At 40.8% G+C, this 13,840-nt stretch carries 15 protein-coding genes; 12 read left to right on the top strand and 3 right to left on the bottom strand.

Annotation, left to right across the window (positions count from 1 at the left end):
- The first annotated feature begins 159 nt into the window (after window positions 1-159).
- From DWZ33_RS10675 to DWZ33_RS10720, 10 genes are all read left to right on the top strand, one after another.
- Window positions 160-564: a PTS sugar transporter subunit IIA gene (locus DWZ33_RS10675; RefSeq protein ID WP_022938670.1), complete on the top strand. Its 405-nt coding sequence runs from the start codon at window positions 160-162 to the stop codon at window positions 562-564.
- A gap of 20 nt (window positions 565-584) precedes the next feature.
- Entirely contained in the window at window positions 585-1,067 is a 483-nt protein-coding gene (locus tag DWZ33_RS10680; protein WP_022938669.1) for a PTS sugar transporter subunit IIB, read from the top strand.
- Between the two features lie 30 nt (window positions 1,068-1,097).
- On the top strand, window positions 1,098-1,856 hold the full coding sequence (locus DWZ33_RS10685) for a PTS sugar transporter subunit IIC (protein ID WP_022938668.1): 759 nt from the start codon (window positions 1,098-1,100) through the stop codon (window positions 1,854-1,856).
- Window positions 1,856-2,686 (top strand): PTS system mannose/fructose/sorbose family transporter subunit IID, encoded by an 831-nt coding sequence (locus DWZ33_RS10690; RefSeq protein WP_022938667.1) that lies wholly within the window; start codon window positions 1,856-1,858, stop codon window positions 2,684-2,686. The genes DWZ33_RS10685 and DWZ33_RS10690 overlap by 1 nt, the downstream gene beginning before the upstream one ends.
- Before the next feature lie 56 nt (window positions 2,687-2,742).
- Window positions 2,743-3,462 carry an N-acetylmannosamine-6-phosphate 2-epimerase gene (locus DWZ33_RS10695; RefSeq protein WP_118454806.1) on the top strand — a complete coding sequence of 240 codons (720 nt, stop codon included), beginning with the start codon at window positions 2,743-2,745 and terminating at the stop codon, window positions 3,460-3,462.
- Window positions 3,463-3,470: 8 nt separating this feature from the next.
- Entirely contained in the window at window positions 3,471-5,006 is a 1,536-nt protein-coding gene (locus DWZ33_RS10700; RefSeq protein ID WP_220452427.1) for a DUF3604 domain-containing protein, read from the top strand.
- Window positions 5,007-5,008: 2 nt separating this feature from the next.
- A complete protein-coding gene (locus tag DWZ33_RS10705) occupies window positions 5,009-6,373 on the top strand; it encodes a sulfatase family protein (RefSeq protein ID WP_118454807.1) in 1,365 nt (454 codons plus the stop codon).
- Window positions 6,374-6,505: 132 nt separating this feature from the next.
- Entirely contained in the window at window positions 6,506-8,377 is a 1,872-nt protein-coding gene (locus DWZ33_RS10710) for a phosphocholine cytidylyltransferase/choline kinase family protein (protein ID WP_182425656.1), read from the top strand.
- Window positions 8,374-9,912 (top strand): BCCT family transporter, encoded by a 1,539-nt coding sequence (locus DWZ33_RS10715; protein ID WP_118454809.1) that lies wholly within the window; start codon window positions 8,374-8,376, stop codon window positions 9,910-9,912. Before DWZ33_RS10710 ends, DWZ33_RS10715 begins: the two co-directional genes overlap by 4 nt.
- Window positions 9,909-10,610 carry an NTP transferase domain-containing protein gene (locus DWZ33_RS10720; RefSeq protein WP_118454810.1) on the top strand — a complete coding sequence of 234 codons (702 nt, stop codon included), beginning with the start codon at window positions 9,909-9,911 and terminating at the stop codon, window positions 10,608-10,610. The genes DWZ33_RS10715 and DWZ33_RS10720 overlap by 4 nt, the downstream gene beginning before the upstream one ends.
- Before the next feature lie 56 nt (window positions 10,611-10,666).
- On the opposite strand, the gene DWZ33_RS10725 is transcribed toward DWZ33_RS10720, so the two are convergent.
- The 3 genes from DWZ33_RS10725 to DWZ33_RS10735 all read right to left on the bottom strand — a co-directional run bounded on the left by DWZ33_RS10725 (window position 10,667) and on the right by DWZ33_RS10735 (window position 11,971).
- Window positions 10,667-10,858: a hypothetical protein gene (locus DWZ33_RS10725; RefSeq protein ID WP_118454811.1), complete on the bottom strand. Its 192-nt coding sequence runs from the start codon at window positions 10,856-10,858 to the stop codon at window positions 10,667-10,669.
- Window positions 10,837-11,430 carry a hypothetical protein gene (locus tag DWZ33_RS10730; RefSeq protein ID WP_244925874.1) on the bottom strand — a complete coding sequence of 198 codons (594 nt, stop codon included), beginning with the start codon at window positions 11,428-11,430 and terminating at the stop codon, window positions 10,837-10,839. Before DWZ33_RS10730 ends, DWZ33_RS10725 begins: the two co-directional genes overlap by 22 nt.
- Before the next feature lie 169 nt (window positions 11,431-11,599).
- The gene (locus DWZ33_RS10735) at window positions 11,600-11,971 is read right to left on the bottom strand and encodes a hypothetical protein (RefSeq protein WP_118454812.1); all 372 of its coding nucleotides are present in this window, start codon (window positions 11,969-11,971) and stop codon (window positions 11,600-11,602) included.
- A 127-nt stretch (window positions 11,972-12,098) separates the two neighbouring features.
- Here DWZ33_RS10735 and DWZ33_RS10740 point away from each other — a divergent pair, with 127 nt between their 5' ends.
- Window positions 12,099-12,629, top strand: coding sequence for a TetR/AcrR family transcriptional regulator (locus tag DWZ33_RS10740; protein ID WP_118454813.1), 531 nt, complete (start codon window positions 12,099-12,101; stop codon window positions 12,627-12,629).
- Between the two features lie 178 nt (window positions 12,630-12,807).
- Window positions 12,808-13,806, top strand: a complete 999-nt coding sequence (gene galE, locus DWZ33_RS10745; protein WP_118454814.1) for a UDP-glucose 4-epimerase GalE — start codon at window positions 12,808-12,810, stop codon at window positions 13,804-13,806.
- The last annotated feature ends 34 nt before the right edge of the window (window positions 13,807-13,840 follow it).

Genomic DNA, 13,840 nt, shown 5'->3' on the forward strand with positions numbered 1-13,840 from the left:
TGGTAGCTTAATTAAAGGTAAATTGCAAATAAATGTATTATAAATGATATGAAAATAATACATATAAAAAGAAAAATGATATGTTTATAATATAAATGATTAAAATATATTGTGTAAACAATTACAATGTGTTATCATTTGCTCGAGGAGGATACTAAAATGATAGGAATCGCAATATGTACACATTCTGATTTTGCTCAGGGCTTATGCAATGCCGTAGAAATGATCGCCGGCCCGCAGGAGCAGCTGACAGCTTTGAATTTTATGGGAGATATCGGACTTGAAGAATATGGGGAACAGCTTAAAAAGGCTGCTGAAGGATTCAGCGACGGCTGTATCTTTGTTACTGATCTTGAGAATGCCACACCCTTTAACGCGGCACTGATGGCTATCGCCTATACCGATAATGTTATCTTATCAGGAGCTTCAATGCCATTGATGCTGGAGCTGGTTATCAAAAGAGCAGGTGAAGGGTACACACCGGAAAGTCTGGCCAGAGAAGTTCTTCAATCGCATTGCGATGCTGTTTCATTAAAAACCTCAAGGGAAGTATTTGGTAGTTAACCAAGGAAAGGAGAAAACTTATGATTTCATTGATTCGATGTGATGAAAGACTGATTCATGGTCAATGCATGCAGTTTATCGTCAGTGATTACTCAATCAAGCGGATACTTGTTGTTGATAATGCCACAGCAATGAATCCGGTATTGAAAACAATCTTCACGACGGCGGTACCAAAAGCACTGAAAGCAGATGTTTATACGGTAGATCAGGCAACTGAAGAAATTAAAGGGGCGATTACTGATTCAACTAATACACTGCTGCTGATGAAGAATCCGCGGACACTGGTTCAGCTGCGCAAGAATGTTTCTGACTTGCCAAATGAATTAAACATCGGACCGCAGATGGCAAGAGACGGTGTTAAATGTGTAGATTTCGCTACCCTGCATCAAGAAGATGTGGAAGCCTGCAAAGCATTAGCGGCTGACGGGGTACGAATTTACTTTAACTCAATCGGTGCCAGCGGCGCGGTTACTGAATGGTCATCAATCGCAAGTAAACTTTAAACTAAGATAAAACCATCTAGGAGGTAAAATATGACATTCGTTCAAGCATTACTTATCGGCTTACTCGGTTATTGTTCCGCTAAATGGGCAATTCCTCTGTGGGGCGACATGGGAGGCTGGTGGACATGCGGACGTCCGCTTGTTGCCGGTATGCTTATCGGTATTATTCTGGGAAATGTATCACAGGGAATTATTCTGGGCTGTGCAGTCAACGCGCTTTATTTAGGCAGTATCACGGTTGGCGGTGTAGCGGCTAACGATATCAACTTCGCGGCTTACATTGGTATACCGCTGGCCATGGTATCCGGAGCAACGGTAGAAGAAGCTTTAACACTGGCAGCTTTACTGGGTGCTTTAGGTGTATTCATGTGGAACTTTGTTAAGATTATCAATGTTTACTGGATTCGTGTTATGGAAAAACAAATCGCAGCTGATAATCTGGATAATGCGGCAAGAGTTCCGCTGTATGGCAATATCTTCTTGTTTATCTGCCGTTTCTTCCCAATTTTCTTAGCTTGTCTGTTGGGACCTGAAATCATGCAGGGGGTTATGAATGCAATTCCACCGCAGCTTTCCGCAATCATCGGTATCTTTGGCGGTATGCTGCCATTAATTGGATTCGCAATCATTTTAAAGACATGTGTGAAGCAATATTATGAACTGCTCTACTTTGTATTTGGCTTCATCTTATTTACAAGCTTCCAAGTCAGCATCATTGCGATCTTCGTAGTTGCGTTAGTATTTGCATGTATCGACTTTAAATATGGTTCCGTAGGAGGTGCAGAATAATGGCAGAAACAAAAACGACCTTACTGGATAAGAAGGACGTCAAAAAAGTCTGGTTTAACTGGATGTGGCTGAATCTTTCAACACAAAACATGGAACGTATGCAGGCACCTGCATTAGTAAGAGCTTTATGGACAGTTAAGGATAAGCTTTATCCTGGCAAACGTGAAAAACAGAAGGATCTTATGGAAAGAAACATGGAATTCTTTAACACAGAGCCAATCTGGGGCGGCTGTATTATCGGTATTTCATTAGCTATTGAAGAAGAAAAAGCAATGAATGATGAAGTGCCTGATGAATTATCAAGCAGTATTAAAACAGCTTTGATGGGACCGGCTGCCGGTTTGTTTGATTCATTGTTCCAATCAACTCTGATTCCTATTTTATTGGCTATTGGTATCGGTATTTCTTCTGAGACGGGTTCAATTGTCGGCCCATTGCTTTACATTGCCTTATTCTGGCTGATTGTACCAACTGTCAGCTGGTTCCTTTTCTATAATGCCTATCGTTTAGGTCTTGATGGTGTTCAAACAATTCTGACCAGCGGGCTTAAAGATAAAGTAATCAGTGCTGCTAATATCGTTGGTTTGACCGTTATCGGTGCAGTTACCGCTTCTACCTGCAACATTAAAACAGGTTTAATGTATACGCAGGGTGATTTGGTAATCAATGTGAATGATATTATCAATAATATACAGCCGAAGATTCTCGTTCTGATCATGGCTTTTGTTACTTATTATTTACTGGCTAAAAAACATGTCAGTGTTAATAAACTGATGATCCTTATGCTGATAATCTCGGTAATTGGATACTTTACAACAATTTTAGCATAAATGATAGGTCAGAATCACTCTGACCTTTCTTATTAAGAGAATCAAGGAGGTGTGTTATGGATAAACATGAGCTTTTGGAAAGTCTGAAGGGCGGTTTGATCGTATCCTGTCAAATTGAAAAGCATGCGCCGTGCTGGCATGAGGACATGGTTGAATTAATGGCGCGTTCCGCAATCTGGGGCGGTGCCTGCGGCCTGCGTTTAAATGGCATTGATAATATTAAAAAAATCAGGGGTATTACTGAACTGCCAATCATTGGTTTAGTGAAGGTATTCAGCGATGAAACGGAAATCTTTATGACACCGACGATGAATGAGGTGGCAGAGGTAATCGAAGCTGGTGCGGATATAGTGGCGGTTGATGGAACTGACCGCATGATTCAGGGCCGCCGCGGTTATGATTTAATTCCGGAAATTAAAAAGACTTTCCCTGATACGGTTATTTTTGCGGATGTCCGTGATGAAGAAGACGCGCTTGCATCCCTTGCTTTAGGGGCGGATATTGTCGCGCCAACGTTCTATCGTTTTAAGAAAGACGCGAAATCATCGGATTTGGCTGATTGGGAAATGTTTGCGAAAATGTGTGCTTGCTGTAAGGATAAGGGTAAAGTTATGATGGAAGGCAAGGTCTGGACACCGGATGATGCAATCAGGGCATTCCATTACGGCGCTCATTCAGTTGTTATTGGCAGTGCCATTACCCGTCCGCATCTGATTATGAGAAGGTTTTATGATCATGTGAACGGCTATCCGGAAAAGCGCAGTTTATTTTACTAGGAGGGACTATGGAAAACAAATATAAAATTTTGTGGACGGATATGCACAGCAATATTCACCATGAAGGAATGAGTGAGCTTCCTAAATGGTATGCGCATGCCAAAAGCATGCTTGATTTCTGGCCGATTGCTTATTATCCGTATTATATGCGAAAGCTGCCTTCAGGAATGGGGGTAGAGGATATTCATGATTTGGATAAGGTAAAGGCTGACTGGGAGGAACTGAGAAGCTTTGTGAATAAGGCTAATGCTGAGGGTTGGCCGATGTTTATGGGTTATGAATGGCAGGGCAGCGGTCTTGACGGCGATCATAATGTATTCTTTAAAAATAATGAGAATGAGATTGCCTTCCCGCTTCGTTATCAGGAACTGTATGAATTATATAAGGATAAAGATGCGATTGCTATTCCGCATCATTTAGCTTATCAAAGCGGCAGCCGCGGTAAGAATTGGGATACGCATATTGAAGCCTTTTCACCATTTGCGGAGGTTTATTCTTCGCATGGCTCCAGCGAAAATGATTATGGCAGCATACCGATGAACCGGCATGTGCATATGGGCCCAAGAGTTGGTGCCAACAGTGTTGAATCAGGGTATAAACGCGGTTATCATTTTGGCTTGATTGCTTCCGGTGACAATCACTCAGTACCGGCAGTCAGTGAATTTGGCAGTATGGCAGTCTTAGCTGAAAATAGGACGAAGGATGCCATATGGGAGGCGATGCAGAAACGTCATGTCTATGGTGTCAGCAATGAACGTATTAAATTAAGAATGGATCTTGACGGAGCCATGATGGGAGACTGTACTTCCTTTAAAGAAGCTTCAGAGCTGAATCTGAATATTGAAGGCAGCAATGCGTTAGACCGTATTGAAGTCATTGTGGATAATGATGTGGCAGATATCATTAACTGCAATCATCGTTCATCAAAGCCTGAAGGCAAGGTTCACTTTAAGTTCAAGCTTGAATTTGGCTGGGGACCGGATCGCCGTGTATTCCCGGATATCGCTTCAAGAAAGTGGCATGGCTGTCTGCATACCGAAGGCAGCATCTTAAGTGTGGAAAATGCCTGGAATACGATGGGACAGTCTATTCTGCATCAGGATGAGAATGATTTTGAATTTGAATTAACGACGTATAAGACAACACAGACCGGTAAGTGGATGGGTTCAGCGGCAATTACGACCGAAGGCTTTATCTTTGAAATAGAAGCAGCCGCGGATGAGGTATTAAAGCTGAATGTAGATGGTATTGATTATGAATTGCCGGTACAGTCGCTATTAAATGATTCAATGCTGTTCAGTCTTGATGACGAAGCGAAGCGCTTGATCTATGACACTTATCAGGAGGAGAGCTTTTACCGCAATGATACATGGTGGCATAACACTTATAAATTTAAGGCAAATAAAGCGGCTGTAAAGGCTGATTATATGTATCAGGGTACAACGGTTCTCGATCTTTCAGCGGCTCATCATGTTCGTGTCAGAGTGCATCAGAAAAATGGCTGCATGGCTTGGAGCAGTCCGATTTTTAATAAGGAGTCATAATTATGAATCTCCTTTATATTCATACGCATGACAGCGGACGTTATTTCAGCCCTTACGGTTATTCGGTGCCGAGTGATCATCTGCTTGCTTTCGCAAAGGATGCGACAACGTTTACGAATGGTTACTGTGTCAATCCAACCTGCTCACCAAGCCGGGCAAGTATGCTGACTGGCATCTATCCGCACCAAAACGGCATGCTGGGATTAGCTCAGCGAGGTTTTGGCTTGAATGACACGGATCAGCACTTATGCAACTTCTTGAAACGCAATGGGTATCATACGGTGCTTAGCGGAATCCAGCATGAGGTGGATTTCTACACCAATGTGGAAGCGTCAAAAACTATCGGTTATCATGAGGTATTGACGCATGATCCCTTTGTCTATCAGAAAGAGGATTACCACCTTTGGGATCAGGAAAATGCTCAGGCAGCTGCGGACTGGCTGAAGCATGCTGATCATGACCAGCCATTCTTCATGAGCTATGGTATGCATTCCACACATCGCCCATTCCCATTGGAAATCAGTGAAAGGGTGAATGAGAATTATGTGAAGCCTTGGCAGCCGATATTTAATAATGCCGAGAACCGCCATGATACAGCGCAATATCTCACCTCAGCTCAGCATGCCGACGAATGCTTTAAGATCGTAATCGACGCGTTGAAGGAAGCTGGCTGCTATGAGAATACCATTATTCTATTTACAACCGATCACGGTGTCGCTTATCCGTTTAATAAATGCTATTTAAGCGATAAAGGAACCGGTGTTTCTTTGATTATGAGAGTTCCGGATTCCCTTAAGAAAGGGAATGTCTGCGACGCGCTGGTTTCACAGATAGATGTGTTCCCAACGCTTTGTGATCTATTGAAGCTGGATCAGCCTGATTATTTGGAAGGCAAATCATTCAGCAACTGTTTCTATGGCTTACCCGCCGGTGATGAATATGTATACTCTGAAATCAATTTCCATACCTCTTATGAACCATGCCGGGCAGTCAGAAGTGAGCGTTATAAATATATCCGCTACTATGACCGCACTCATTTGTTTGTCAATCCAAGCAATACGGACAGCAATAAGGTCAAAGATTTCTATATGGAAAATGGCTACGGCAGTTATCCTAAGGCAGAGGAAGCATTTTATGATCTGATTTATGATCCTGATGAAATGAATAATCTCATCGATCATGAAGAACTGCATGAAATCATTGATGAATTCAGAAACCAGCTTCATGAATTTCAGGTAAAGACGAATGATCCGTTATTAAATGGCCCGCTGCCGGTAAAACCGAGCTATAAGGTCAATAAACCTGACTGCATTGAAGCGTCCAGTAAAAATCCTGAAGATTATTTATCGGAAGGCAAATTCTATTAATCCAACTAGCAGCGTTCCTGACAAAGGGCGCTGTTTTTATAATACTTTGAGTTCAAAAAATGAACATGTACTTGACATCTCGCTCAGCAAGTGTAAAATAGACTTGTACAAAAAATGAACAGGAGTGATTTCATGGATAAAATTTATCAGCTTCTAAAATGTTTAAAGAAAAGTGATACATCGACACAGCGTGACATTGCGAAAGAAACAGGTTTCTCTTTAGGCATGGTCAACACCCTGTTGAAAAATATGGAGGAACAAGGTCTGATCACCATTCATGCGAAAAAGGGCCGGTTTGAATATGAGCTTACTGAAAGCGGCAATGAATGTCTGGAAAATATTCTTCGTGAAAGACAGATGGATAAGCTGCAGCTGACTGTGAAATCACAGGATCTGCATACGGCTGTCATTCTGGCTGCCGGTCAAAATAAGGATTTTAATATCCCTGTTGGTTTCTTAACCATTGAAGGTGTATCCCTGATTCAGCGTATCGTTGATATCCTGCTGGATCATTCAATCACTAAAATTATCATCGTTACCGGTTATCAAAAGGCAATGTATGAGGAAGCCTTTAAGAATCAGCGGGAAGTTCAGTTTGTGGAAAACAGCCGTTATAAATGGACGGGAACTATGGCTTCACTGGCTTGCGCGGCATCACTTATTGATTCTGATTTCTTACTGATTGAAAGTGACTATGTATTTGAAAAAGCGGTAGTAACCGCCTTGCTTGAAAATGAAGCGCCGAATTGTCTGTTTGTCAACGCGCCGAGGGGCAGCGGTGATGAAGCCTTTGTGGAGCTGGATGAGCATAATGATTTATATCGTATTTCAAAAGATATCCATGAATTAAATCATATTGATGCTGAATTATGCGGTGTGAATAAAATCAGTTATTCAATCTATAAAAAAATGTTAAATATATTTGATGAAAATAAAAATCCATATCTGAATTATGAATATGTTATTGAAAACCTTGGCCGTTTGTATAAGATTACGACCTGCGGCATCGATGATTGTATCTGTATGGATATAGATAATCAGAAACAGTATAACGATATGGTCAATATTTATTTCCCTAAATTAAAGAAGAAAGAGAATGAACGCAATCTGCTTCAATTAAAGAAATTATTTATCGAAGTCATGGGGATTGATGAAAAGGATTTTATCAGTATTGAGGCTGCCGGTGGGATGACAAATACTAATTATAAGGTAAAAACAACCAATAACCGTTATATTCTGAGAATGCCGGGACGCTGTACCGAGACGATGATCTCCCGCAGCAATGAAAAGGTAAATGGTAAATTTGGTTATCTGCTTGGTTTAAATGTTGATACGGTTTATTTTAATGAAGCAAGCGGCGTTAAAGTAAGTATTTATATTCCAAATGCGAAAACGATGACTGGACCGACGGTGCGTCTGGAAAAGAATATGAAGCTGACCGCGGCGCTGCTGCGTAAGCTGCATACAAGTGAATGTGAATTGAAGGGCCGCTTTAATGTCTTTGATGAATTAAAGAAATATGAAGATTTAATGGCTGCTTCACATGTAACACCTTATGAGAACTACGATCAGGCCAGAGCCTTTATGGACAAGCTGGCTGTCGTGATGGATCGATTAGGCTGGAATCTGAAGCCGTGTCATTGCGATCTGGTTGCGGAGAATCTGATTAAGGATGAACATGGAAGGATGTATCTGATTGATTGGGAATACGCGGGTTTTAATGATCCGATGTGGGATCTTGCCGGTCATTTTGTTGAATGTGAATTTACGCCGAGTGAAGAGGAATTGTTTGAATATTACTATACTGAGGGCAAAGGCTTGAGTGCTGTTGAAAAAGAAAAGATTCAGTTATTCAAAATTACTCAGGATATTCTTTGGTCGGCATGGACCATGGCCAAGGAAGCTAATGGCGAAGATTTCGGTACTTATGGCATCGACCGTCTGAACCGCGGCTTACAGGCTATTGAAGTATTCTGTAAGCAATATGAAAGGGATCTGTTATGAAAAATTTTAAACTAGATAAGAGTATCGACTGGGTGATTACAATCTTGCCCTTAGTCATTATCGGCATGATTTCATCACTGCTCATGCTGTTTCCGCAAGCCAGCGGTGAAGTGATTAATACCTTGCGTAATTTATTTGTCAATGAGTTTGGTTTCTTTTATATTCTGCTGGGTCTGGGGATTCTGATTGCGGCTATCATCATGGCTTTCAGCCGCTTTGGCAATATAAAATTAGGCAATCTGGATAAACCGCGGTATTCAACATTCAGCTGGGGTTCAATGATTTTTACCTCTACGATGGCTGCGGATATCTTATATTGGTCATTATGTGAATGGAGCTATTACTACACAGCGGCGCCTTTTGGCATGGAAAATATGACGGCAGCTCAGCTGCAGGACTGGTCAAGTGCTTATCCGCTGTTTCACTGGGGCCCCATTCCATGGGCGTTCTATATCCTGCCAGCCTGTGCCTATGCTTATATGTTTTTTGTAAAGGGACGTAAGCGTCAGACGTTATCGGAAGCTGTAAGACCGCTGCTTGGCAAACACAGCGATGGAAAAGCGGGCCGTTTGATTGATGTTTTCGCTGTCTGCGGTTTATTAGCTGGAACGGCAACGACCTTTTCATTAGCGACACCGCTTCTGTCAGGTGCGCTGGCAAAGATTTTAAATATCGAGACGAGCCATTTCCTTTCAATCGCGATCCTGGCAATTATCTGCTTCGTTTTCATGGTTGCGGTATTAAAGGGAATGAAGGCCATCAGTTATCTGGCTAATTTCTGTGTTGTCGTATTTGTACTTTTATTAGCTACATTTTTAATTGCCGGGCCAAAGGTTTATATCATTGAAACAGGTATTACCGCAATTGGCAAGGTGATCAATAATTTCTTCAATATGGCTACCTGGATGGACCCATTAGGTATCAGCGGCTTCCCTCAGGATTGGACGATTTTCTATTGGGCGTATTGGATTGCATGGTTTGTTGCTACACCATTCTTCATTGCGAAAATATCGGAAGGCAGAACAATCAAGCAGACCATCTTAGGCGGTTTAGCGTGCGGCTTAGGCGGAACGTTTACATCCTTTATCGTTTTTGGCGGGTATGGCTTATATCTGCAGACACATGGTATTTTAGATGTAGCCAGCATGATTGCTTCCGGCGTAGCACCTTCTGCGGTTATCTTAATGATTTTTGATCAGCTGCCGATGACCAATCTGGTATTGGGTATATTGATTGTCGCAATGATTGCCTTCTATGCCAGCACCTTTGACGCGATTACGATGGTTGTAGCCAGCTATTCAGAGAAAATGCCTGAACATCAGGATGAACCGCGGCGAAAGCTAAGGGCATTCTGGTCGGTGGTCTTCTTATTGCTGCCGGTGGCTTTGCTATTCTCAGACTCAACCTTAAGCATGCTTCAGACAATAGCGATTATCGCGGCTTTCCCGTTGGGAATTATCATGATCATGGTCGTTGTCAGCTTTGTAAAGGATCTGCGCAAGGATCATCCGCAGATTGAGGGAGATATACGATGAATGCATTATTATTAGCAGCCGGACTTGGCTCACGGTTTAAGGAAATAACAAAGCATAATCATAAAGCATTGCTGCCAATCGGCGGCATTCCTAACATTGAGCGCACCATCGGCTATCTGCATGAGGCTGATATTACCGATATTACTATTGTTGTAGGTCATATGGCTGAATTATTTGATTATCTGAAAGAAAAATATCAAGTAAGGCTTGTCTATAATGAACATTATGCCGATTATAACAATCTCTATTCAATGGCTAAAGCACTGCCGTATTTCAGTGATACGGTGGTGATTGATGCTGATGTTGTCCTGCTTGATCAAGTTCTGTGTCCAATGAGTCAAAGCACTTATTATACAGTACAGCGAAAAGCTGGACCTGATTTTGACTGGTGCCCCAAAGTTGAGAATGGACGGGTAGTCGCTATGGATATTACGGACGCTTATCGGCCGAGTATGCTGGGCATTTCTTATTGGAACGCTCATGACTGTGAAATCATTAAGGCGGAAATTGAACAGCGATTAAAGGACAGCGCCAATTATCTTGATCCTAAAAAATATTGGGATAATGTGCCGGTAGATCTATTAGATGTACTTAATGTCGGTGTGCATCAGGTTGATGAATCACTGGTAGATGAGATGGATACGGTAGAGAATTACCATGATATATGTGCTAAATTTGATGATTTTATGAACCGGTAACACCGGTTTTTTATTATAAAAAAACAGTTTTGAACATCCAAAACTGTTAATTAAACTTATGCTTTTTCTTTTTGTAAGCGGGCTTTAGCTTCTTCAATTGTTTCATCGTCTTTAGTTAAATAGCGATCAACAAAGGCGTCTTCTATTTTAGTATAACCGCCGACTACTGAATCCTCTATTTTTTCAAATGTTCCAACGACCTTTTCTGCGATCTTTTCATTCGCTTTTATGATTTTTGATTTTGCCATAATGCTGCACCTTTCTTTTTTATTCCTTTCTTTATCATCGATATTCCTAATGCTAATATAAATAAACAGACAGCGGCACCAGTTAAAATGTTCATCAGGGCTGTGTTTGCATCACTCATGGCACCAAATGAAACAAGCATCGAGCGCTGTAATGTTAATACTGAAGCAGCGACATCGCTATAACCAATACAGCGAATTACCGCAAGTAATGGCGAGGGGTTATTGCGCTGTGTAACTGCGCGTAGGATGGCCATAGTGATTTTATAAAACGTATAAGCGGCTATGGTTATCATGATCACAGATTCGTATTTTGCGGCGATGTGTTCAGTCAGACTAAGATAAATGACACCAATTAAAACAAGGCTCAGCGCTGAAAGCAGGATGCCGGTTAATGTCATCACAAAATATTCTGCGTCAATGGAAATTTTAGAATGATTCTTTCTTTCACACAAAATAGCTGAAAAACGCATGACGCTTAAAATAGTATAGTAGGCACACATGGTAATAAACCACAATGACTGATTGGCAATGCCCAGCGCGCCATGTACCAGTGCATATACTAAATTTACCATGAAGCTAAAAGCTGCTGATAAGATAATCCGGGTACGCTGATCGTTTATGGTATGCCTGCCAAGATTTGTGACTTCAATTCTGCTGTATATTTTTTGCTTGATGCCCATGGTTATAAATTTTGACATTTAAGATAATGGTTTAAATTCACCCATATTTTCAAGTAACACTTTATTCTTTAATGCCGGTTGTCAAAGGAATCAAACCAAGCAGCAAAACAATACCAATCAGTCCGATAATAATTCCCTGAATCATTTTACCCCAAACAATGCTGAAACACATGCCAATACCTAAAGCTAAAGCACCAATTACACCCACCATCACCATGAGGAATGTTTTTGCTGTGATTTGGACAGGTTCTTTGTGTTCCATTTTCCGCCATAGAATCCATGTGATTAGTCCGAGCAGAAGTCCGACACAGCCAAAGACAACACCTGGCTGAAAGGCTCCCCATTCTTTTATCATTGCCATACACATACCAAGAGCAAATAGAACTGTGCTGATGGTTCCTAAACCTAATGCGACAAAACTGCTTTTTTTCATTTGAAATACCTCCATCTATATTAAGGCAACAGTTGTTGTTTTAATACAAATTCAGTATAATTGTAATAACCGACAGAAACAATCATCAGTTTGATGCGAAGTGTTGGAATAATGGAAGAGGGAACCAATGAACACAAAAAATAATCGGCGGCGCCGTGAGTCAATGGAACGTATTCAGAAAGTCTTTATTGAATTGCTGCAAACCAAAGAACTTCATGAGATAAGTGTTTCAGATATTTGCAAGCGCTGTGAATTAAATCGCAGTACGTTTTACGCTAATTTTGTAGATATTTATGAGCTTGCAGACAAGGTCAGAGAAGATTTGGAACGTGAAGTGAATTTGCTTTATGAAGCGGAAACAACACAAGGCTTTAACAGCAATGATTATTTAAAGCTGTTTTATCATATCAAGGATAATCAATTATTCTACTGCACCTATTTTAAGCTAGGTTATGATAATCAGTTTAAGCTTGAATATTATGATATTCATCAGGCAAAGCAGCATTTTGACAATCGGCATATTGAATATCATGTCGAATTTTTCAGAAGCGGCTTTAATGCGATCGTGAAAAAGTGGCTTGCCGGCGGTTGTAAAGAGACACCGGAAGAAATGGATGAAATCATTCGCGGTGAATATCGCGGGCGGGTTTCAAAATAATAGAGCAGCAGTGATGTGTTTGTTTTTCATAATGCTGATTGATGGACTTTTAATGATAGTGTTTACAGTTTTAGAAATATTGGCTTTTACTCTTCATTTACTGTTTCTTAACATAAATTTTATATCATAAAAGATGGAATGTTGTTATAATGAATACAGTTGAAAGCGAGGAAAGAATATGAAAATATTAGTTACCGGTGGAACAGGCTATATTGGTTCTCATACATGTGTGGAATTATTGAATGCTGGTTATGAAGTTGTCATTATTGATAATTTGTATAATTCAAAATTAGAGGTAGTAGATAAGATTGAACAGCTTACAAATAAGAAATTTGCTTTCTATGAAAATGATGTTTGTGATGAAGAAGCGGTAAGACGTATCTTTACGGATCATAAGATTGACGCGGTAATTCATTTTGCGGGTTATAAAGCAGTTGGTGAAAGTGTTGCGAAGCCTTTGATGTATTATCAGAATAATCTTGATTCTACAATCGTATTATGCAAAGTGATGAATGAGTTTAATTGCAAACGCATTGTATTCTCATCAAGTGCTACGGTTTATGGCGATCCTGCATCATTGCCGATCAAAGAGGATTTTCCGCTTTCTACAACGAATCCTTATGGTACGACAAAATTGTTCATTGAGAGAATTCTGACGGATCTGCAGTATGCGGATAAGGAATGGAGCGTTGGTTTGCTGAGATATTTCAATCCGATTGGTGCGCATGAATCAGGATTGTTAGGTGAAAGTCCTAATGATATTCCTAATAATTTAATGCCATATATTGTTAAGGTTGCTAACAAAGAACTCCCGCATCTGAATGTCTTTGGTGATGATTATAATACACCGGATGGCACAGGGGTTCGTGATTATATCCATGTTGTTGACTTGGCATTAGGTCATATCAAAGCTGTTGAGAAAATCGCTCAGGGAAGCGGTGTGAAGATTTATAACCTTGGTACTGGCAATGGTTTCTCAGTGCTTGATTTGGTGAAAACTTTTGCCCGTGTGAATAATATTGAGGTTCCATATAAGATTACTGACCGCCGTCCTGGTGATATAGCGGCTTGTTATGCTGATCCGACAAAGGCTAAGGAAGAACTTGGCTGGAGCGCACAAAAGGGCATCGAGGAAATGTGCCGTGATGCTTGGAATTTTGTGCAAAAACAAAAATAAGTTGAATATATAAAGAAAACCGCGATTATTGATA

Source organism: Dielma fastidiosa (assembly GCF_003475485.1).
Classification (GTDB): domain Bacteria; phylum Bacillota_I; class Bacilli_A; order Erysipelotrichales; family Erysipelotrichaceae; genus Dielma; species Dielma fastidiosa.